16 protein-coding genes and 2 pseudogenes are annotated in these 21,051 nt (G+C 75.5%); 14 read left to right on the top strand and 4 right to left on the bottom strand.

The features are described 5' to 3' along the window. Positions 1-284: 284 nt before the first annotated feature. The 6 genes from C5N14_RS20905 (at position 285) to C5N14_RS20880 (ending at position 6,970) form a co-directional block, all read left to right on the top strand. Entirely contained in the window at positions 285-1,433 is a 1,149-nt protein-coding gene (locus C5N14_RS20905; RefSeq protein ID WP_128763616.1) for a hypothetical protein, read from the top strand. Between the two features lie 179 nt (positions 1,434-1,612). After that, positions 1,613-2,644 carry a 3-oxoacyl-ACP synthase III family protein gene (locus C5N14_RS20900; protein ID WP_117669815.1) on the top strand — a complete coding sequence of 344 codons (1,032 nt, stop codon included), beginning with the start codon at positions 1,613-1,615 and terminating at the stop codon, positions 2,642-2,644. Continuing rightward, complete coding sequence (locus tag C5N14_RS20895) at positions 2,641-3,378, top strand: glycosyltransferase family A protein (protein WP_207892806.1); 738 nt, start codon at positions 2,641-2,643, stop codon at positions 3,376-3,378. The genes C5N14_RS20900 and C5N14_RS20895 overlap by 4 nt, the downstream gene beginning before the upstream one ends. A 34-nt stretch (positions 3,379-3,412) precedes the next feature. After that, positions 3,413-4,903, top strand: a complete 1,491-nt coding sequence (locus C5N14_RS20890) for a class I adenylate-forming enzyme family protein (RefSeq protein WP_117669814.1) — start codon at positions 3,413-3,415, stop codon at positions 4,901-4,903. After that, positions 4,896-6,038, top strand: coding sequence for a cytochrome P450 (locus tag C5N14_RS20885; protein WP_243639859.1), 1,143 nt, complete (start codon positions 4,896-4,898; stop codon positions 6,036-6,038). The genes C5N14_RS20890 and C5N14_RS20885 overlap by 8 nt, the downstream gene beginning before the upstream one ends. Continuing rightward, the gene (locus C5N14_RS20880) at positions 6,035-6,970 is read left to right on the top strand and encodes an NAD(P)-dependent oxidoreductase (protein WP_243639857.1); all 936 of its coding nucleotides are present in this window, start codon (positions 6,035-6,037) and stop codon (positions 6,968-6,970) included. The genes C5N14_RS20885 and C5N14_RS20880 overlap by 4 nt, the downstream gene beginning before the upstream one ends. Positions 6,971-7,014: 44 nt before the next feature. Here C5N14_RS20880 and C5N14_RS20875 read toward each other — a convergent pair whose 3' ends face one another. Continuing rightward, entirely contained in the window at positions 7,015-8,547 is a 1,533-nt protein-coding gene (locus C5N14_RS20875; RefSeq protein WP_117669813.1) for a class I SAM-dependent methyltransferase, read from the bottom strand. Between the two features lie 568 nt (positions 8,548-9,115). On the opposite strand from C5N14_RS20875, the gene C5N14_RS20870 reads away from it, so the two are divergent. The 5 genes from C5N14_RS20870 to C5N14_RS20850 all read left to right on the top strand — a co-directional run bounded on the left by C5N14_RS20870 (position 9,116) and on the right by C5N14_RS20850 (position 16,891). Then, positions 9,116-11,119: a bifunctional diguanylate cyclase/phosphodiesterase gene (locus tag C5N14_RS20870; RefSeq protein WP_117669812.1), complete on the top strand. Its 2,004-nt coding sequence runs from the start codon at positions 9,116-9,118 to the stop codon at positions 11,117-11,119. 31 nt (positions 11,120-11,150) lie between these two features. Next, the gene (locus tag C5N14_RS20865) at positions 11,151-11,840 is read left to right on the top strand and encodes a VOC family protein (RefSeq protein WP_117669811.1); all 690 of its coding nucleotides are present in this window, start codon (positions 11,151-11,153) and stop codon (positions 11,838-11,840) included. Between the two features lie 350 nt (positions 11,841-12,190). Then, positions 12,191-13,267, top strand: coding sequence for an NYN domain-containing protein (locus tag C5N14_RS20860; RefSeq protein WP_117669995.1), 1,077 nt, complete (start codon positions 12,191-12,193; stop codon positions 13,265-13,267). 55 nt (positions 13,268-13,322) lie between these two features. Further along, entirely contained in the window at positions 13,323-15,164 is a 1,842-nt protein-coding gene (locus tag C5N14_RS20855; RefSeq protein WP_117669810.1) for an ABC transporter ATP-binding protein, read from the top strand. Continuing rightward, positions 15,161-16,891 carry an ABC transporter ATP-binding protein gene (locus tag C5N14_RS20850; RefSeq protein ID WP_117669809.1) on the top strand — a complete coding sequence of 577 codons (1,731 nt, stop codon included), beginning with the start codon at positions 15,161-15,163 and terminating at the stop codon, positions 16,889-16,891. Before C5N14_RS20855 ends, C5N14_RS20850 begins: the two co-directional genes overlap by 4 nt. A gap of 53 nt (positions 16,892-16,944) precedes the next feature. Here C5N14_RS20850 and C5N14_RS20845 read toward each other — a convergent pair whose 3' ends face one another. Beyond that, positions 16,945-17,175 (bottom strand): hypothetical protein, encoded by a 231-nt coding sequence (locus C5N14_RS20845; protein WP_117669808.1) that lies wholly within the window; start codon positions 17,173-17,175, stop codon positions 16,945-16,947. Between the two features lie 252 nt (positions 17,176-17,427). On the opposite strand from C5N14_RS20845, the pseudogene C5N14_RS34235 reads away from it, so the two are divergent. The 3 genes and pseudogenes from C5N14_RS34235 to C5N14_RS20835 all read left to right on the top strand — a co-directional run. Next, positions 17,428-17,556 (top strand): annotated as a pseudogene (locus C5N14_RS34235) (Scr1 family TA system antitoxin-like transcriptional regulator); the annotation flags it as partial. 77 nt (positions 17,557-17,633) lie between these two features. Beyond that, the gene (locus tag C5N14_RS34230; protein WP_117669807.1) at positions 17,634-17,969 is read left to right on the top strand and encodes a DUF5753 domain-containing protein; all 336 of its coding nucleotides are present in this window, start codon (positions 17,634-17,636) and stop codon (positions 17,967-17,969) included. Between the two features lie 95 nt (positions 17,970-18,064). Further along, entirely contained in the window at positions 18,065-18,931 is an 867-nt protein-coding gene (locus C5N14_RS20835) for a hypothetical protein (RefSeq protein ID WP_117669806.1), read from the top strand. A gap of 155 nt (positions 18,932-19,086) precedes the next feature. Here the strand turns inward: C5N14_RS20835 and C5N14_RS20830 are convergent, their stop codons facing one another. Then, positions 19,087-20,649: a chitinase gene (locus C5N14_RS20830; protein WP_117669805.1), complete on the bottom strand. Its 1,563-nt coding sequence runs from the start codon at positions 20,647-20,649 to the stop codon at positions 19,087-19,089. Between the two features lie 240 nt (positions 20,650-20,889). Continuing rightward, positions 20,890-21,051: pseudogene (locus tag C5N14_RS20825) on the bottom strand (sulfate adenylyltransferase); the annotation flags it as partial.

Below are 21,051 nucleotides of genomic sequence, written 5' to 3'. Positions count from 1 at the left end.
GCCCCAGCCTGAACGATGACGCAAGCGCGGCCCGTCCGGCGGATTCCCGGACGCCGGACGGCGAGCGGGCCGGTGCCGGCACAGGGTTTCCCCTGCTCCGCAGCCCGGGAACGGGCGGTGGGTCGCCGGGGGAGGCGCACCGCGGGACGCCGGACGGCGGGCGGCGGCGCCGCGCCGGATTGGGTGTTCGCACAGATGGCTCCCCAGCTGAATCGAATTCTGGCGATGACGTCGCCCGGGCCGAGAACCTGTCCTCCCGGTTCCCGGCGAACGGAGAGGACATCGTGATATCCACCCGCTTCCGGCGTCCCCGCGTCGTGGTGGCGGTCGCAGCCGCACTGGCTCTGGCCGTCACCCCGACCGGGGCGCCACCCGCGCGGGCCGCGCAGGCCGCGGCGTCGCAGGTCGTGAGCTTCACCGTCGGCCAGGACGGGCGCCTCTACCTGGCGTCGTCGGCCGGCATCAGTCCGTTCGGCAGCACGCCGGTCGCCCCGCCGGGGGCGGGCGTCGCCGCCGCCCGGCAGCCGGACGGCAACGTCGCCGCGTTCGTCATCGGCACCCAGGGCGGGCTCGTCGCCGCCGTCACCAGCTCGGCCACCTCCAACATCAGCGTGTACCGGGACGGGGCGGCCGGCCTCGCCCCGCCCGGCGCACAGGTGAGCGCGGTGACCGACTCGGCCGGTTACGTGCACGTCTTCTTCGCCGGCACCGACGGGGCGATCTACAGCACCTCCTACAACCGGCAGGTGCGGCCCGGCCTCGGCCCCCAGCGGGTGTCCGCGGCCGGCCTCGTGCCGCCCGGGGCGGTCGTCGCCGCGGCCCGGCAGTCCGGCACGCCGGGCGTACTGTTCGTCGGCGCCGACGGCGCGCTGACCTCGGTCTGGCGTACCTCCACCGGCACCTGGGCGACGGTCCCGGCCAGCCCGGCCGGCCTGGCGCCGCCCGGCGGCGGGGTCGCCGTGGCCGCCACCTCCGGGGTGCAGGCGTACGTCGTCGGGCTGGACGGCCGGATCTGGCAGGTGGGCTTCACCCTCACCCCGCTCCCCGACCCCTGGCAGCCGGTGGCGATCACGGCTGCCGGCGCGGCCCCGGCCGGCGCCCGCCTCGCGGCGGCGCAGTTCACCGCCGGCCCGTCGAACGTGTTCTTCGCCGGGGCCGACGGCGCGGTCCGGGTGGTGACGAACATGGCCGGCGGGTGGCAGCAGTCGGTGACGACGGCGGCCGGGGCCGCCAAGCCGGGCGGACCGCTGGCGCTCGTGGCCGTCGACGACTACCTGTACTCGGCCTGGTGCGGCAACGACCTCTGGTGGTGGCTGTACTGGTGGTGGCGCCGGCCGCCGCCCCCGCCGCCGTGGTGGGGTGAGCCCTTCACGCTGCCGCTCACCCAGCCGATCGAGTACGGCGCCGAGGTCGCGATCACCGTCTACCGGTAGGCCGGCGGATCCCGCTACCCGGTCGCGGAGAGTCCTTCGTCGGACGCCCGCCCGGGCCCGTCCACCGCCACCGCGCGGCCGGGCCCGGGCGGCGTTTCGCGCCGTGTCCGGGCGGTCACCCGGCGAACATGAGCACCCCTACTCATCCGCCCGCCGGCCGCGTTGGGCAAGCTCAACGCATGATCGCCCCCACGTCAGCGCCGCCTTCCGCCCGGGAACGAGTGGGAATCACCGCCGTCGGCACCAGCCTGCCGGGGCAGGTCGTGCCGACCGCCGAGTTGCACCGTCGGATCGCCGAGGCCAGCGGCCTGGACCTGCCGGCCGGGCTGCTGTCGCGGATGACCGGCATCGAGTCCCGCCGGATGGCCGGCGACGGGGAGTACGCCTCGACCCTGGCGGTCCGCGCCGCCCGGCAGGCGCTCGCCGCCGCCGGCCGCGAACCGGCGGAGGTGGACCTGCTGCTGTTCGCCTCCGCCACCCGGGACGTCGTCGAGCCGGCCACCGCCCACATCGTGCAGGCGGAGTTGGGCGGCCGGGCGCACGCCCTCGACGTCACCAACGCCTGCAACAGCTTCCTCAACGGCATCGACCTGGCCCGGTCGGCCATCCTCGCCGGCCGGGCCCGGCGCGCCCTGGTGGTGACCGGCGAGACACCGACCCGCGCGATGCGCTGGCAGCTCACCGACCTCGACCAGGCCCGCAGCGCCTTCGCCGGCTACACGTTCGGCGACGCCGGGGCCGCCGTGCTGGTGGAGCCGGTCGCCCGGGGCGGGATCGTCGACGTCGACACCGAGACCTGGTCCGAGCACTGGACGGTGGGCGGCATCCCCGGCGGCGGCTCCCGGCACCCCCGGGGCGACGAGCACACCTACTTCACCGGCGACGGGCGGGCGCTGCGCGACGTGTTCGAGAAGATCGGCACGGACATCCTGTACCGGGTCCGGCACCGCACCGGGCTGGACTGGGCCGACTACGCCCGGGTGCTGGTCCACCAGGTCACCCTGCCCTACCTGGATCGGTTCGTCGAGGTGACCGGCGTACCCCGGGACAAGCTGGAGATCACCGTGGCCGAGCTGGGCAATCTGGCCAGCGCCACGCTCGGCGTGCAACTCGCCCGCGTCGACGCCGGGCTGCGCTCCGGCGACCGGGTGCTGTTCATCGGCCTCGGCGGCGGCGTCAGCCTGATGACCATGGTCTGGGAGAAGTCGTGACCGCGCTGTGGGTGGTGGTGCCCGCCTACAACGAGGTGGCCCGGATCGGGGCCACCCTGGACGCGCTGTCCCGGCAGACCGACCTCGACTTCACCCTGCTGGTGGTGGACAACGCCTCCACCGACGGCACCGCCGAGGTGGTCCGCCGGTTCGCCGCCCGGTCACCCGTGCCGACCCGGCTGGTCGAGGAGCGGCAGCGGGGCGTCGGCGCCGCCGTGGACACCGGCTTCCGGCACGCCATCGCGCACGGGGCGACGCTGTTGGCCCGTACCGACGCCGACTGCCTGCCCCGCCCCGGCTGGGTGGCCGCGGCCCGCCGCACGCTCACCGGCGGCGCGGCGATGGCCTGCGGCCGGATCGAGGCCCGCCGGGACGAGCACGGACCGCTCGGCCGCGCCGTGTTCCGCGGCCTGGTCGCCGCCGCCACCACCTTCGGCCGGCTCCGGCCCGCCCACCGGGGCCCCGGCTACCGGGCCCCGTACCGGATGCACGCCGGCAACAACATGGCGATCACCCCGGCCGCCTACCTCGCCGCCGGCGGCATGCCGCGCCGCCCGTCACCGACCGACCGGGAGTTCCTCAACCGGGTACGCCGCCACACCAGCGCCATCGTCCACGACCGGACCATGGTGGTGGAGAACTCGACCCGCCGGCTGCGGGCGTACGGGCTGCGCCGCACCGCCGCCTGGTACCTGGACCGGGGCAGCGGCCGGCTGTCCCCGGACCCCCGCTGACCGTCACCCCTGCCACCAGGAGAGCGATTCCCCGATGCTCGACGAACTGGCCACCGCGCTGCGCCGCCACCCGGACCGACCGGCGGTGCTCACCGCGGCCCGGTCCGGCCGGCCCCGCGTCCGCGCCACCCGCGGCGAGCTGGCCGACCTGGCCGACGGGTACGCCGCCGCCCTGCACCACCACGGGCTGACCGCCGGGGACACCCTCGGGGTGGCGGTCCGTCCCGGCCCCCGGGCGCTGTCGGTCCTGCTCGCCGCGCACCGGCTCGGGCTGCGGGTGGCGGTGCTCGACCCCAGCGCCGGCCCGGAGGTGCTCACCGCGCGGCTGGCCCTGGCCCGGCCCGCCCTCGTCGTCGCCGACGCGGCGGCGCAGGCGGTCGCCGGGTGGGCGCGTCCGCTGGCCGGCCGGGCCCGGCTGGCCCTGCCCCGGCTGGCCGAGCTGGGGCCGGTGCGTACCGTGGGCGGTCGGCTGCCCGGCTGCGCCCCGGCGCTGCGCCCCCGGTCGGGGCCGGTGCCGGACCACACCGGGCAGGACGGCGACGCCGTCGTCATCTTCACCTCGGGCACGACCAGCAGCCCCCGGGCGGTGGTCCACCGGCGGGCCGGGCTGGACGCCGGGATGCGCGCCGTCGCCGGCCTGGTCCGGCCGCGACCCGACGAGCCGGTGCTCGGCGGCATGTTCTTCGTCCTGGTGCCCGCCCTGGCCAGCGGCGCCCCCGTCGCCCTGCCGGCCCGGTCACCCCGGCTGCTCGCCCGGCAGGTGGCCCGGCTGCGTCCGCAGGCCAGCTACCTCACCCCGCCCCAGCTCCGGGCGCTGCTGGCCCGGCGGCCCCGGCTGTCCGGCCGGTTCTACAGCGGCTCGGCGCCGGTGAGCGCCGCCCTGCTCGACCGGGTCCGGCGGGCCGGCGCCGAGCAGGCGTGGGGGGTGTACGCGCTGACCGAACTCTTCCCGGCCGCCGCCGTCGAGGCGGGCGAGAAGGCCGCCTTCACCGGCGAGGGGGACCTGGTCGGGGCGCCGCTGCCGGGAGTGCGGACCCGGGTCGAGCCGGACGGGCGGCTGCTGCTCGCCGGCCCCGGCCAGGCGCACCGCTACCTGGGTGAGGCCCCGCACGACTGGGTGGACACCGGCGACATCGCCCGGGTCGACGGCGGCCGGGTCGTCCTCGGCGGGCGGAGCAAGGACATGATCCTGCGCGGCGCGGAGAACATCTACCCCGGCCTGTACGAGCCCGCCCTGCACGTCCCCGGGGTCAACCTGGCGGTGCTGGTCGGCGTGCCGGCCGACGACGGCGACGAACGGCTCGTCGCCGTCGTCGAGCCCGAGCCGGGCGCCGACCCGCGGCGGCTGCGCCGGGCCCTCGACCCGGTCGTGGCGGGAATGGGTGCCGCCCGGCCCGACTCGCTGGTCTTCGCCCCGGTGCCCACCACCGGCCGCTCCCGCAAGCCGGACCGGGCCGCCGCAGCCACCCTCGCCGCCGCCGCGACCGGCCGGCGCGCCCCGGCGGGCGGTGGCCCCCGTGGCTGACCAGCCGACCTCAGGCCGCACCGGGGGCGGCGACGCGGGCCGGCGGAGCCCGGCGCCGAGCCGGGGACGACGCCGGGACCGTCGGGTCTACCTGCGGCGGTACCCGGTGCTGTTCACCCTGCTCGCCGCCACCCGACGCTGGCCGGCGGTGCGGCTGGGGCGGACGCTGGTGGTGCACGACCCGGACGGCTATCTCGACGCGCTCACCCGGGCCCCCCTGGACCGGGCCGCCGCCGGCACCGTCGGCGGCACCGCCCACCGGCTCGGCACCGACGGGCTCCTGTTCGACCAGCAGGGCCCCGAGCACCGGCAGGCCCGCCGCGCCCTCACCGACGGCCTCGGCCCCGCCGGGGTGGCCCGGTTGCGTCCGGTCTGGACGGCGGTGCTGCGGCGGCGGCTGGCCCCGCTGGGCGCCGGCGAACCGGTGGACCTGGTGCCGGTGGTCGCCGAACTGGCCGGCGCCACCACGGCGGCGCTGCTCGGGGTGGCCGCCGACCCGGTCGCGCTGGCCGCGGCGGCCCGCCACGCCGCCGCCACGACCGCCGCCGAGCAGCTCCCCGGCCCGCGCCCACCCGGCCGGGCCCGCGCCGCCCGCCGGGCCGTCGCCGACCTGGCCGAGCTGCTCGACCTGCCGCCGGAGCGTGCCGGCCTGGCCGGCATGCTGGCGCTCGCCGCGGTCAACACCACCGTGTCCGGCATCCCGCGGGCGGTCGCCTGGTGCGCCGACGACCGGCTGTGGGACCGGGCCGACGCGGCCGGTACCCGGGACGTCCTGGTCGACGAGCTGCTGCGGGTCACCGCGCCGAGCCCGGTGCTGCCCCGGGTCGCCGCCGGGACCGCCACGGTGGCCGGCTGCCCGGTCCGGGCCGGGGACCGGCTGCTGCTGGTCGCCCGGCACGCCGCCGGGGCGCACCGGGGCGGGCCGGACTGCGCCGCACCGGCGCCGGCCCGGACCGCCCGGCTGGTCTTCGGCGCGGGCCCGCACTCCTGCCCGGGCGCCCGGCTGGCCCGCGCGCAACTCGCCGACACCCTCGCCGCCCTGGCGCCGCACCGGCCGGTCGTGGTGCGGGCCCGCGCCGACGGGCAGGCGGCGCTGCCCGGCTGGGCGCACCTGGTGGTCAGGGCCGGCCGGTGAACCTCACCGGCGCCGAGGTGGTGGTCACCGGCGCGAGCGGCTTCTGCGGCGCCGCCGTGGCCCGGGCCGCCGCGGCCGCCGGGGCCCGGGTGCGCTGCCTCGGCCGGCGACCCGGGCCGGTCGGCCGGCACGTGCCGTGGGACGCCACCCGGGACCTACCCGACCTCGCCGGCGCCGACCTGGTCGTCCACCTCGCCGCGGCGGTCGGCGACCCGGTCCCCGGCCGGGCGGCCGAGCGCGCCTACCGGGCGGTCAACATCGACGGCACCGCCCGGCTGCTCGACGCCGCCGGCAGCCGGCCGCTGGTCTGGGTGAGCAGCGCCAGCGTCTACCGGCCCGGGGGAGCGGCCCTGGTCACCGAGGACCACCCGGTCGACGGGCAGCTCTCCGCGTACGGGCGCACCAAGGCCGCCGGGGAGCGGCTCGCGTTGGCGGCCGGGGCCGTCGTGCTGCGCCCCCGCGCCGTGTACGGGCCCGGCGACCCGCACCTGCTGCCCCGGCTGCTGCGGGCGCGCCGGGCTGGGTGGCTGCCGGTGCCCGGCCCGGACGTCCGGCTCAGCCTCACCGCGGTGGAGAACCTGGTGGACGCCGTCCTGGCGGCGCCCGGGTGGCCGGCCGGCCCGTACAACGTCGCCGACGCCCGGCCGTACTCGCGCGACGCCGTGCTGCGCGGGGTGCTCGCCGCGACGGGCGCCCCGGCGCGGCTCGCGCACCTGCCGGTGGGGCTGGCCGGCGCCGCCGCCACGGCCGCGACCACGTGGTCGCGGCTGACCCGCCGCGCGCCGGTGCTGACCGGGTACGCCGTCGACCAGCTCGCCCGGGACATGGTGCTCGACATCAGCCGGGCCCGCGCGCGCGGCTACCGGCCGCGCCGGACCCTCGCCGACCACCTGGCCAGGCTGGGCGGGGAGCAGCCGGGCCAGGCCGGGTGATCCGCCGCACCGGCCGGCCCGGGATCGCCGGGTGGCCGGCCGGGTCAGGTGTTGACCGGGCGGCGGGCGACCAGGAGGACGTGGGTGACCGGCCAGTCCAGCGGCTGGCCGTCCGGGGTGGACAGGGCGGCGGCCGGGTCGAGGCGGTTGGTGGCGATCCAGTCGTTGCGGTACGGCCCGCTGGCGGGGTCGACCTCGAAGCCGACGTCGGCCAGCAGCGCCTTCCAGTCGGCGTACTCCAGGCCGCAGAACTGCTCCTGGGTCTCCGACAGCCAGTTGTCGGTGTAGTCCTTGCGGGTCAGGAAGTCCATCGCCGCGCCCAGCGTCAGTTCCACCACCGCCCCGGCCGGCTCCGCCACCGGCCGGTACGCGAACGGGAACCGCCAGTCGACCGCGAACTGGTCCAGCCGGGCCCGCGTCGACAGCCCGGCGACGTGGGCCGCCGCCTCCGCCGGCGGCAGGGACGCCAGGTCGGTGCGCGGCCGGGCCGGGTTCGTGCCGTCCGCCGTCGCCAGGCGCAGTCGCACCGTCCGGTCCTGGCCGTCCGGCCCGCACACGTCGCTGTTGATCCACACCCCGCCGGGCACGGTGTGGTCGTAGATGGCCTGCACGAACCGGCGCAGCGAGGCCATCCTGTCGCCGTACGACCAGATCTCGTGGGTCAGCGCGAAGGTCATCGTGGTGTCCACCGAGCGTGGCGCGAACACCGCCCCGCCGAGCACGTTGCGGCGGTAGAAGAAGACGTTGGGGTTGGTGAAGAAGCCCTGTGCCTTCTTGTGCACGCACTCCTCGAACAGGTGCCGGGCCACCTCGACGCCGATCAGGTCGCTCTCCCGCAGGGCCGGCTCCCGGTCGGCCAGCTCCAGCACGGCGCCGGCGCCGCAGCCGATGTCGACGATCCGCCCCGGCCGGACGCGCTCGCGCACCGCCGCCCACTTGCGCTGCGCGGCGTCGGCGAACGCCTCGGCGTACGTCCGGTAGTCGCGGGTGGGGGTCAGGCCGCCCTCGTCGCCGACGACGGGGTCGTTGACCACCGCCCGCACCAGGTCGTCGAGGCGGTAGCGGGCGTACACGTCGATCGTCGCGGGGTGGGCGAGGTCCCGCCACGACGGGTCGCCGTCGGCCAGCCGCAGGAGCACGTCCCACGGCCGGGCGGGTGCCGGCGCGACGTCGGCCTCCACCCCGGCGATGGGGAAGCCGAGCCGTTCGTACATCGCGGCCACCTCCGGGGTGGAGCAGGCGACCATCGTGTCCGCCGGGGTCAGCTCCAGGCCGGTGGCCGCCGCCACGTTCTTCAGGGTCACCTCGGCGAACCGGTCCGTCACGGCGGTGTCGAAGACCGGGACGACCACCGAGCGGAGCCCGGCGAGGACGCTGAACCGCTCGATCGCCGCCTCCCGGCGGTGGTAGGGGACCGGGTTGCGCCGGGTGTTCTCGTGGTTGGCCGAGGTGACCGCCCAGACCACGGTGGCCCCGTCGCCGTCGCCGTTGCCGTTGCCGGCGAGCTGGCGCAGGTACTCCGCCTGGAAGCGGGTCAACAGATGGTGGCGGCCGGGAAAGAGCAGGTAGCGCGGCATGTGATGTTCCTAGCCGATGCCGGTCGGGCACCTTCGCGCAGGGGGCTCCCTGCCTGACCAGTCAGTCGGCGCGGGATGCCCCGGCCCGCCGGGTCGCCGGGCGGGACGCGAGCCGCCGGCCCGTCGCGTGGGGCGGGCCGGGGCTGCGGGGGTGGCGCGAGGCGGGCGGCGGGAACCGGCGGCGCGGGCGGGCGAGCCGGCCGGAGGCCGGCCAGCGCCCACTGACGTGTCCCACCCGCCGGCCCCGCCCGCCGGCGCCCGGTCTCCCCGAGCACGACCGACCGCCCGGCTTCCCCGAGCACGACCGAACCGCGACAGAGCAGACGGACCATCGAGAGACAAGAGGCTGACCGAAGTCCCGATCGACTGACCACCGGGCCCGTCCGACCTGGTGGTGCCGGTGCCGCGCGCCGCAGTCCGCGTGACGCGGCGCGTACGCACCGGTCGGGCGCGAGCGCGGCGAGCACCGCGGTCGCGCCCCTGGGTAGACTCCGCGTCGCGGCCGGATCACCGTGTGCCGGTGCCGTCCGGATGCCGTGACGCGTCAAGGGGATGGGGTGGCCACCAGGTGAGGACTCTGCCCGCCGCCGCCGCCGACGCCGCCTCGACCGCCCTGATGGTCCTCGGCCCCGACGGCCGGTGCCTGTGGTCGAACGAGGCCGCGCGGCGGTTGGGGATCCGGCCGGAGGACCTGCCGGTGACCAAGGTGGAGCCGGGCGGCCCGGCCGTCGAGTCCCCCTGGCCCGATGCGGCCGGCCCCGCCCGCTGGCTCCAGGTGCGCTGCCACGGCATGGACCACGACGGGCAGTGCCTGCGCCTGTACGAGGTGCGCGACGTCACCGTCGAGCGCCAGGAGCGCGAACAGGGGCGCAACCACCGCTGGCGCCTGGCCCACATCGAGCAGCTCGCCAAGGTGGGCACCTGGGAGTGGGACGTGGCGACCGGCGCGGTCGTCTGGTCCGACGTGCTGCTGCAGATGTTCGGCTTCCCGCCGGGCACCGCCCTGGACTACCCGTCGTACCGCGAGCTGCTGCATCCCGACGACGTCGCCCTGATCGAGCGGACCCTGGAGACGGCGCTGCGTACCGGGGGGCCGTTCTCGTACACCCACCGCATGTACCTCGCGGACCGCGATACGCTGCGCGTCTTCGAGTGCTACGGCGAGGTCTTCACCGACGGCGCCGGCGCGCCGGCGCGGGTCCTGGGCACCGCCCACGACATCACCGAGATGCGCCGGGCCCAGGAGGAGCTGACCCGGCTGGCCGAGCGCGACCCGCTGACCGACCTGCCGAACCGGCGCGCCCTGCTCGCCCGCCTCGACGACCTGCTGGTGGCGGGCGGTGAGCCGTCCGGCGCGTTGCTGCTGATCGACATCGACAACTTCAAGGACATCAACGACGTGCACGGGCACGGCGTGGGCGACGACGTGCTGCGGGTGCTGGCTCGCCTGCTCGCCCGCCACCTGCCGCCCGGCACGGTGCTCGGCAGGTTGGGCGGCGACGAGTTCGCGGTCGTGCTGCCCGACGCCTCGGCCGGTGACGCCCTCGCCGTCGCCGAGGGGCTGTGCAACGCCGCCGTGGGTACCCCGGTGCCGCTGACCGACGCCGGGCTGCGGGTCACCCTGAGCATCGGGGCCGCCTCGCTGCAGCCCGGCGACACCCGGGACGTGGTGCTCGCCCATGCCGACCTCGCGCTGTACGAGGCGAAGAACGCCGGCCGCAACCGGGCCCGGCTGTACCTCCCGGAGCAGTACCGGCACGCGGTGCAGCGGGTCAACGTGGTGACCCGGGTCCGCACCGCCCTCGACGAGCACCGGATGCAACTCGACGCCCAGCCGATCGTCGACCTGCTGACCGGCGAGGTGGTCAGCCACGAGCTGCTCATCCGGCTGCGCGACGGCCGGCAGCCGCCGTTGCCCCCGGCCGGCTTCCTGCCCACGGTGGAGCGCGACGACCTGATCGGCGAGCTCGACCGGTGGGTGGTGGGCACCGCCACGTCGGCGCTGGCCGAACCGTCGGCCGCGGCGGCCGGAATGTGCTTCGACGTCAACATCTCCGCCCGCTCGATGGAGTTGCCGGGCTTCGGCGACTGGGTGGTGGGGCGGCTGCGCGCGGCCGGCGTCGATGCCCGCCGGCTGGGCCTGGAGGTCACCGAGACGGCCGCGATCACCAACGTGGCGGCGGTCCGCAACCTGGCCCGTACGCTGCGCGACGCCGGCTGCCGGTTGAGCCTGGACGACTTCGGCGCCGGATTCGGCTCGTTCGCCTACCTCAAGCACCTGCCGTTCAGCACCGTCAAGATCGCTGGTGACTTCGTCCGCCAGGCCGACCAGGGCGGGGCCGACCCGGTCCTCATCGACGCCGTCGTCCGCGCCGCGCACGGGCTGGGCATGCACACCGTCGCCGAGTCGGTCGACCGGGAACCGCTGGTGCCCGCGCTGCGCCGGCTGGGCGTCGACGCCGGCCAGGGCTTCCACCTGGGACGCCCGGTCCCGTTGGACATCCTGCTCGGCTCGGTCCGCGACGACGGGCAGGTCTGCGCACCCGGTCGACGCCGTGGTACATCCTCCTGACACCGACCCGCCGTCCCCTCTGGAGATTCAGGTGCACACAACCCCCACCCCGGCGGTACCCGGGGGTGTCGAGCTCGTCACCGCCGACCTCGACGCCTCCCGCGCCTTCTACGCCGACCTGCTCGGCTGGACGTACGCCGGCAGCACCGCGTTCGCGGACGGGGTGCCCGCCGCCGAGCTGCGTTCCGGCGGCGCGCCGGCGCGCTGGTGGACCGTCTTCGCCGTGGACGACTCCGGGGCCGTGAGCGCCGCGGCGGCGCGGGCCGGGGCGCGTCTCGACGGCGACGACGTGCACGACCCGCTCGGCGGGTCCTTCCGCGTCCGGGCCGGCGCGCCCGTCGTCGCCCCCGGTCCCGGGCGGCCCTGCTGGTACGAGTACATGACGACCGCCCCCGACGCCGCCGACCGGTTCCACGCCGACGCGCTGGGGCTGCGCGCCAGCGTGCCGCCCGGCGCCCCCGACGGCTCCTACGTCCTGCTGTCCGCCGCGGGCCGGCCGGTTGCCGGCCGGCTGCTGCTGCCCCCGCCGCTGGACACCCTGCTGCCCACCGGCTGGATGGTGTACCTCGCCGTGGCCGACCCCGACGGCGTGGCCGCGCAGGCCGGTCGGCTCGGCGGCCGGCTGCTGGTGCCGCCGCGCGACGTCCCGACCGGCCGGGTCGCCGCGCTCGCCGACCCGGCGGGCGCGGTGTTCACCGTCATCCGGCCGGTCCCGGCGTAGCCGGCCCGCCGGACCGGGTGGCTCAGCGCTTGACGGGGTTGCCGAGGACGTCGGCGACCGCGACCCGGACGGGCCGGTGGTCGGCGTCGGCGCCCCGGTGGCCGCCCGCCCCGCCCGGGGCGCCCCGGTGCTCGGCCCGGACGTCGGTTGCCCGGCCTGGCCGACGTCGCGGCAGCCGGCGAGGACGGCGGTGGCGGCGCCGAGCCCCATCCCCAGCAGGGTGCACTGGCACGGGCGGCATCATGGCAGGTCCGGCCGCAGCGGATCCAGAGCTGTGGCGCGCCACACGAGCGGCCGGTCCACGGCGCGTACCCGCTGGTGGGCCCGGTTCCGGGCGTAGGCTGGTGCACGTGGATCAAGAAGACCGGATCGCCATGTTCCTCGACTACGAGAACCTCGCCCTGGGCGCGCGCGAACACCTCGGCGGCATGGCCTTCGACCTGCGTCCCATCGCCGACGCGCTCGCCGAGCGCGGCCGGGTGGTCGTCCGCCGGGCGTACGCCGACTGGTCGTACTTCGACGAGGACCGCCGGATGCTCACCCGGTCCCACGTCGAGCTGATCGAGATGCCCCAGCGGATGGGGGCCTCCCGCAAGAACGCCGCCGACATCAAGATGGCCGTCGACGCCGTGGAGCTGGCCTTCGAGCGCGCGTACGTCTCGACGTTCGTGATCTGCACCGGTGACAGCGACTTCACCCCGCTGGTGCACAAGCTGCGCGAGCTGAACAAGCGCGTCATCGGTGTGGGCGTGGAGAAGTCCACCTCGGCGCTGCTGCCGCCCGCGTGCGACGAGTTCCTCTACTACGACCGCCTCGAGGGCGTCGACGTCCCGCCGGCCCGCAGCCGGCGCAACCGCCCGGCGCGGCTGCCCAGCCCCGAGCCGCAGCCGGTGGAGCAGGAGCCCGAGCCCCAGCCGACGGTCGAGGAGCCCGCGCGCGACGCCGACACCCTCGCCGTCCTGGTGGCCCAGACGGTGGCCGGCCTCCAGGGCAGCTCCGGCGGCGAGGTGACCGCCTCGACGCTGAAGCGCACCCTGCTGCGCAAGGATCCGACCTTCAGCGAGTCCGACTACGGGTTCCGCACCTTCGGCGAGTTGCTGCGGCACCTCGCCGCGCACACGGTGATCGAGCTGGCGGAGGGCCCGGCCAAGGGCGACCCGGAGGTGTCGCTGCCCGAGCACGGCGACCGGGAGGTGGCGTTCGCGCTGGTGCGCTCCGTGGTGCAGGACCTGGCCGGCGACGACGGCGAGGTGGCCCTGTCCGGGCTGAAGAACCAGCTCCGCCGGGTCCGGCCCGACTTCAGCGAGAAGAAGCTCGGCTACCGAGGCTTCCTCCAGTTCTGCAAGGCGGCGGCCACCAGCGGCGCGGTCCGGCTGGAGTGGAGCGCGGACGCGGACGACTACCTCCTCACCACACCGGCCAGCTGACCGCGCCGCGCGACCGGGCCTGCGCGTGGCGTAGCCGGGTGGGTAGCGTGGGCGGGTGCCGCCGCAGATTCCCCATCCTGACCCCGGTGTCCCGGACGCGAGGGGGCCGCTGAGGTACCTCTGGTGGCTGGTCCGCTGCCAGCCCTGGCGGGTGCTGCGGGGCAGCCTGTTCGGCACGGCCTGGATGATCGGGCTGTCGGTCCGGCCGTACCTGGTCTCCCGCGCCGTTGACGACGGGCTGCGCGCCGGCGAGGACGCCGCCCTGCTGCTCTGGGTCGCGGCCATCGTCGTCGCCGGTGTGGGCCTGTCCTATCTGGGCATCATGCGGCACCGCACGATGACCTTCGTCCGGGAGGACGCGACGGCCCGCTCGGCGGCGGTCCTGCTGCGTCAGCTCGCCCGGATCGGCGCGGTGCTGCCGCGCCGGCTCGCCGCCGGGGAGGTGGCCACCGTCGGCGGCTCCGACATCGGCTACACCTCGCAGGTGCTGACGCTGACCGGGCCGGGGGTGGGCGCGGTCGTGGCGTACGGGGTCATCGCCGTGGTGCTGTGGTCGGTGTCCCCGTTCCTCGCGTTGTGCGTGCTGGTGGGAGTGCCGGCGATCGCGCTCGTCGTCGGGCCGCTGCTGCGCCGCCTGGAACGGGCGGAGTCGGTCTACCGGGAGCAGCAGGGCGCCCTGACCACCCGGGCGGGCGACATCGTGGCCGGGCTGCGGGTGCTCGCCGGGGTCGGCGGCCGGGGCCTGTTCGCCCGCCGCTACGCCGCCGGGTCCCGGCGCCTGCTGGCCGAGGGCTACCGGGTCGGGGCGGTCAACAGCTGGATCGACGCGCTGACGGTCGCCATCCCGGGGCTGTTCCTCGCGGCCGTGGTGTGGCTCGCCGCCCGGATGGCGGTGACCGGCGACATCACCATCGGGCAGCTGGTCGCCGTCTACGGCTACGTGGCGACCCTCATCGTGCCGGTCTGGTTCCTGCTGGAGGGCAGCTACCAGCTGATCCGGGGCCGGGTCGCCGCCGGCCGGATCGTCGCCCTGCTCAACCTGGTCCCCGACGACGACGCCGGGCCGGCAGCCCGGCCCGAAGGCGACCCGCCGGCCACCGTGCCCGCCGCCCGCCCACCCGGGATCCCGACCGTCCCACGCCGGCCCGGCGACCTGCACGACCCGGCCACCGGGCTGACCGTCCCGGCCGGCCGGCTGGTCGGCGTCGCCGCCGCCGACCCCGGCGAGGCCGACGCGCTCGCCGACCGGCTCGGCCGGTACGTCCCCGGCGGCGTCACCTGGGGTGGCGTGCCACTGGCCGCGGTCTCGCTCGACGAGGTGCGGGCCCGGATCCTGGTCGCCGACCACGACTCCTACCTGTTCGCCGGCACGCTGCGCGACATCCTGCGGGCGGGGCGGGCGGGCGACGGCCGGCGCGCCGGGCACCCGGCCCACGCCGGCGGCGACGCGCGGCTGACGGCGGGCCTGCGGGCAGCGTCGGCCGAGGAGATCGTCGACGCGCTGCCGGCTGGCCTCGACACCCCGCTCGGCGCCCGCGCTCGCACGCTCTCCGGCGGCCAGCGGCAACGGGTCCGCCTGGCCCGGGCGCTGCTCGCCGAGCCGGAGGTGCTGATCCTGCTCGACCCGACGTCCGCCGTGGACGCGCACACCGAGGCGCGGATCGCCGCGCGGCTGCGGGCGGCGCGGGCCGGCCGGACCACGATCGTGCTCACCACCTCGCCGCTGCTGCTCGGCCACGCCGACACGGTCGCCCACCTGCGCGGTGGTCGGATCGTCGGCACCGGCACCCACCCCGAGCTGCTCGACCGCGACCGGCGCTACCGGGAGCTGGTGGCCCGGGACGGCGACGCCGCCGACCGTGACCCGTCCGCCGGGGCCGAGGGGGCACTGCGGTGAGCGGGCTGCCAGTGGCGGACCGGGCCGCCGTACGCCGGGCCACCCGGGACCTCGTCGGCCAGGACCGGCGCGCGGTCGCCGTCGTGCTGGCGCTGCACGTCGCCGCCGCCGTCGCCGGGCTCGCCGCGCCGTGGCTGCTCGGCCGCATCGTGGACCGGGTCGGCGCGGGCGCCGGCGTCGCCACCGTGGACCGGCTGGCGCTGGCGATCGCCGGCTGCGTGCTGGCGCAGGCACTGATCTCCCGGTACGCCCAGTACGCCGGCCACCGGTTCGGGGAGCGGGCCGTCGCGCGGCTGCGCGAGGAGTTCGTCGGGCGCACCCTCGCCCTGCCGGTCTCCGTCGTCGAGCGAGCCGGCTCCGGCGACCTGGCCACCCGCAGCTCGGTGGACGTGTCCACGGTCGGCACCACCGTCCGCGACGTCGTGCCCACCATGGTCATCGCATCGGCGCAACTGATGCTGCTGTTCGCGGCGATCTTCCTGCTGCACCCGCTGCTCGGTCTGGTCGCGCTGGCCGGGCTGCCGTCGATCGTCGCGGTGACCCGCTGGTACCTGCGCCGGGCCAGCTCCGCGTACCTCGTCGAGGGCGCGGCCACCGCCGAGCTGACCGAGACGTTGACCACCACCGCCGAGGGGGCCCGCACCGTCGAGGCGCTGCGCCTGGCCGACGACCGGATCGCCCACGGCACCGACCGCATCGCCCGGCTGTGGGCCAGCCGGCGGGCGACCCTCGCGCTGCGCACCGTGTTCTTCACGGTGGTGGAGGCCAGCTACCCGCTGCCGGTCGCCGCCGTGCTGCTCGTCGGCGGGTACCTGCTGTCCCGGGGGATGGTGACGCTCGGCGCGGTGGTCGCCGCCGCGCTCTACCTGCAACAGGCCATCGACCCGCTGGACCGGATCCTGCAGTGGACCGAGCAGGCGCAGCGCGGCATCGCGTCGTTCGCCCGGGTGCTCGGCGTCGGCCAGGTGCCGCCGGAACCGCCCGGCACGGCCGCCGCGCCGCCGGGGCAGCGGCTCGTCGCCCGTGGGGTGCGCTTCGCGTACGCCGACGGCCGCGACGTCCTGCACGGCATCGACCTGGAGGTGCGCCCCGGGGAGCGGCTGGCCGTCGTCGGTCCGTCGGGGGCGGGAAAGTCGACCCTGGCCCGGCTGTTCGCCGGCATCGACGCCCCGCGCCAGGGCGAGGTGAGCATCGGCGGCTGCCCGGTGGTCGACCTGGACCCGGCCGAGCGGCGCCGCCGGATCGCCCTGGTCACCCAGGAACACCACGTCTTCATCGGCTCGCTGCGCGACAACCTTGCCTTCGCCGCACCCGACGCCACCGACGAGCAGATGCGCTCCGCGCTGGTCGCCGTGGGCGCAGACTGGTACGCCGACCTGCCCGACGGCCTCGACACCCCGCTCGGCGACGGTGCCCGGCAACTCGGCGCGGCCGAGGCCCAGCAGCTCGCGCTGGCCCGGCTGGTGCTCGCCGACCCGCACACGCTGATCCTCGACGAGGCGACCGCCGCGCTGGACCCGACCACGGCCCGGCGGACCGAGCGGGCCCTCGCGGCGGTGCTCGTCGGGCGGACCGTGATCGCGATCGCGCACCGGCTCAACACCGCGCACGACGCCGACCGGGTCGCGGTGCTGGAGGACGGCCGGATCACCGAACTGGGCAGCCACGACGAGCTGGTCCGCGCCGACGGGGCGTACGCCGCCCTGTGGCGCTCCTGGCACCACTGACCCTTCCCCGGTTCGAAGCCCCCAAATCTGACCCTTGCCGAGAACGGCGCGCCTCAGGCACGTAGCCCTTCACCGGTGGCGATGATCGCCTTCTCGAACCAGGCTGCGGTGTTCTCCTTTGAGCGGGCCCAGACCGCGACGCATTGGACCACCCGGCTTTGCTGAAGGCAGCCGTAGCCGTGGGGGAACGGCGTGCCGTCCGGAAGTGCCATGGTGGCGGTCACCGCGCGGCCGGGCAGACCTGTCTCGGCCTGCAGGGCGGCGGCGGTGTGCCGGGTCGTCACCTGGCCCGATTCCACGTCCTGGTCGCAGGTCTCCAGCAGGTCCCATCTGGGGTCTGGAAGACGTGCACTACCACGACCAGGCGCTGGTCCAGCAGTGGCAGTGGCCGGCCGCAGGCGACGCCGTCGGAGTCGAGCTTCTCGTCCCGGTAGGCAGGCTCCTCGGCCAGTCCGATCAGCTGCCGGGTTGCGGCGTAGCGGTCTCGCAGTTCTCGCGCGGCACCGCCGTCAGTCGGTGAGGGAGCGACCAGCGCCGTGGCCGGCCTGGAGGCCGCCGCGTGCCGGCTCCGCGAGCACGCCGGGTCGCTGGTCCCCGTGCTGTTGCAGACCCGGGCGTACGCGTCGGCGACCTGCCCGGACCGCCCCAGCACGACCGGCGACGGGCGGGAACGCCAGGTCGAGGCGCGGCTGCGGCGGCAGGGTCTGCTCCGGCGGCGGCTGCCCGCGCCGCCCGGTTCGACGTGGTGCTCTCCGAGGCGGTGCTGCTGCGGGTGGTGGGCGGCGCGGTGGCCATGGCCGAACAGCTCCGGCACCTGGTGGAGGCGAGCAGGCTGCCGCACGTGTCGATCCGGGTCGCGCCGCTCGCCGCCGGCCCGCACGACGTCGCGATCGCGGGCTCGTTCGTGCTACTGGACTTCCCGCTCGGCATCCGGGTCGACCCCGAACCGCCGGTGGTCTACCGCGAGTCGCTGACCGGGACGCTGTACCTCGACCGGCCGGCGGAGCTGGCCGCGTACGAGAAGGTCTGGGCCAGCCTCGACGCGCTGGCCCTGGGCGAGGAGGTCCACCATGGCTGAGCGGCCGGTGGGCGGGGTGCCGGCCGGCACCGGTCATGCGGGGTTGTCCCGTGTTGACACAATCTGGGCATGCGGGGCGTCGGTCAAGGTCCAACGTGAGCGACATCGTTGACGTGCTGCGGCTGTGGCTGGACGGGAAACCGACCAGTGACGTCGTCATATGGGGACACAGCATGCTCATCTGGGGGCGAGTGGGCAAGACCGTCCAGCTTGTCGCCGGCGGAGTCGTCGTGCTCGATCTGCTCAACCCTGCCTGGTTCCGGCGCTGCGGCACCGCCCTGCAAAACTGGTCGAGCTTGTTGTTTCGTCGCTCCAACGAACGCCGCGCGCTTCGCCAGATCGTCCCCCTGCGCGAGGAGGTCGGGTGGGACTTCCTCCACAACAGAAGCTTCGCCACGGGCCCGACATCGGCGGTGACCTGGGTGGTTCTGGTGGCAGCGTCGCCGGCTTGCGTGCCTGACGGGCTCGGCCTGAACCTGGACGCGTACCGCGCCTACCACCGGCAGGTGATAGACCACGTCATGCGCGAGCACACCTGCACAGATCCGCGCAACTCGACGTGTGGAAAACTGCAGGAGTACGTATGGCGCAGGGTCGACGAGTTGGTAGAGGCGCAGCGCCCCCCGAACGAACGCCATCTTGTCGAGCGCGCCAAAGAGGCAGAGATCGGCGGCTATGGCGCGCTTGTCGGCTCGGCCATTGGGATGGTCATTCTCTTTGCCGGAATCGCGAAAGAAGATCTGAGGCTTGCGGTGACCGGCGCTTTGCTCATCCCCCTCTCCTGGGCGTGGCGGGTGCGTCTGACGTTGTCGACCCTGTCCCACCTGCCCCACCGGCTGTTGGGCGGTCTCCAACGGGCTGTCGGACGGGACCTGCACAAGCCGCGCCCGCTCATCTGGCTGAGATGGTTGGCGTTCCTTTCCCTCATCTTCGGCACCGTCCTGGACCTGCTCGCATCCTGACTGCCAGGGCGATGTTCCGGCATCGTGCCGGGCAGCGATGGGCGGAGGCAGGCCCGGTCCCGGCCCCGGTCGTGGTCGACCGGGACCGGGCCGCTGGTCGCCGCCGCCGCGAATGTCGTCGGTGACGGGTCAGGGCGAGCTGTTCGGGCGGCGGGTCAGGGCAGCGCCTTCAGGAACGGGCCGTGGCTGAGCCGGAATTCCCAGGAGTAGAACCGGTCCCAGTTGATCGACCAGGTCATCAGGCCCCGGAAGTTGGGGTTGGTGCCGCTGCGGGGGGTGTAGCCGCCGCAGTTCTGGCCCTTGACCAGGCAGGTCACCGCCTGCTGTACGCCGGCTGGGGCGAGGTATCCGTTGCCCGCGCTGGTGGAGGAGGGTGCGCCGAAGGCGACCTGGTCCTCGCGTAGGGCGGGGAAGACGGCGTTGGCGTTTCCGGCGACCGGGAAGCCGGCGAGCAGCATGTCGGTCATCGCGATGTGGAAGTCCGCGCTGCCCATGGTGTGGTACTGGTTGTCCAGCCCGACGATGGGGCCGGAGTTGTAGTCCTGCACGTGCAGGACGGTGAGGTCGTCGCGCAGCGCGTAGATCACCGGCAGGTACGACCCGGCCCTAGGGTCCTGCCCGCCCCACGGACCTGACCCGTAGAACTGGTAGCCGAGCTGCACGAAGAACGTCTCCGGGGCCATGGTGAGCACGAAGCCCGCCCCGTAGCGCTGCTTGAGGGTGCGGATCGCCGAGATCAGGTTGACCACGACCGGCGTGGTCGGGTTGCGGAAGTCGGTGTCCCCGGTGTTGAGGTAGAGGGAGTGGCCCTCGAAGTCGATGTCCAGGCCGTTGAGGCCGTACCGGTCGATGATCGCGGACACTGACCGGACGAAGGTGTCCCGGGCGGCTGTGGTGGTGAGCTGCACCTGCCCGTTCTGGCCGCCGATCGAGAGCAGCACCTTCTTGCCCTGCTGCTGCTTGGCCCGGATCGCCGCGGTGAACTCCGCCTCGGTCTCGACGGTGGGGCACTCGGTGACGGGGCAGAGCTGGAACCGGATGTCGCCGGAGGTGACCGAGGTGGGTTCGCCGAAGGCGAGGTTGACGATGTCCCAGTCGGCGGGCACGTCGGCCATCCGCAGGTAGCCCGCGCCGTTGGCGAAGCTGGCGTGCAGGTAACCGATCAGCGCGTGCTTCGGCAGCCCGCCACCCGGCGGGGTGGTCGGCGGCGGGGTGGTTGGCGGCGGGGTCGTCGGGGGTGCGGTGGTCGGGGGTGCGGTGGTGGGCGGCGCGGTGGTCGGGGGCGCCGTCGTGGTGGGCGGGGTGGTGGGCGTGCCACCGCCGCACGGCGCCCCGTTGAGGGTGCAGTCGGTGGGGGAGCCCGCCCCGGTGGCCAGGAAGCCGAACGACACCGAGGCGCCGGGGGCGACGGCGCCGTTCCAGGACCGGTTCGTGAAGGTGTGCCGCTGGCCGACGCTGCTCACCGTGGCGTCCCAGTACGAGCCGAGCGTCGTGCCGGCCGGCAGCGTGAAGGCGACCTGCCAGCCGGTGATGGTGCTCGGGCCGCCGTTGGTGATGGTGAAGCGGCCCTCCCAGCCGGTTCCCCAGTCGGAGGTCTTGGTGAAGGCGGCCGTGGGACCGGCGGCCAGGGCCGGGGTGGCGAGGGTCAGGATCGCCGAGGCGGCGGTGGCGAGGGCCGCCAGGACGGCCAGGAGCGGTGTTCGGAATCTGCGCTGCATCCGGTCCTCCCGGTAGGGGGTTGCCCGCCGGAGGCGTATCGACGGGTGGCCAATTATTAGGTTTGTTAACTGTAATTGTCCAGGGATGGCCCGCGATGGCGGTCGTCGACGTCGTCCCGGGCACCGTCGACGTCGTCACGGCCCGCCTCCCTTCCCCCCTGATTCACGAGAAGAGTGGCTATCCGGGTCGGGATAGCCACTCTTTCCGTGAATTTGCGGCCCGATCCAGGGTGGGTGGGGTCAGTCTCGTTGGACGGTCATGGCGGCGGCTACGGTGCGGTTGGTGGTCTCGTCGATGAGGACGAAGCCGCCGGTGGTGCGGTTGCGGTGGTAGTCGTCCACGAGTAGGGGCACGGTGGTGCGTAGTTTGATCCGGCCGATCTCGTTCAGGTGGAGTTCCGT

Origin of the sequence: Micromonospora sp. MW-13, assembly GCF_003434305.1 — a bacterium.
Classification (GTDB): Bacteria; Actinomycetota; Actinomycetes; order Mycobacteriales; family Micromonosporaceae; genus Micromonospora.
This window is presented reverse-complemented; position numbering and strand designations above follow the sequence as displayed.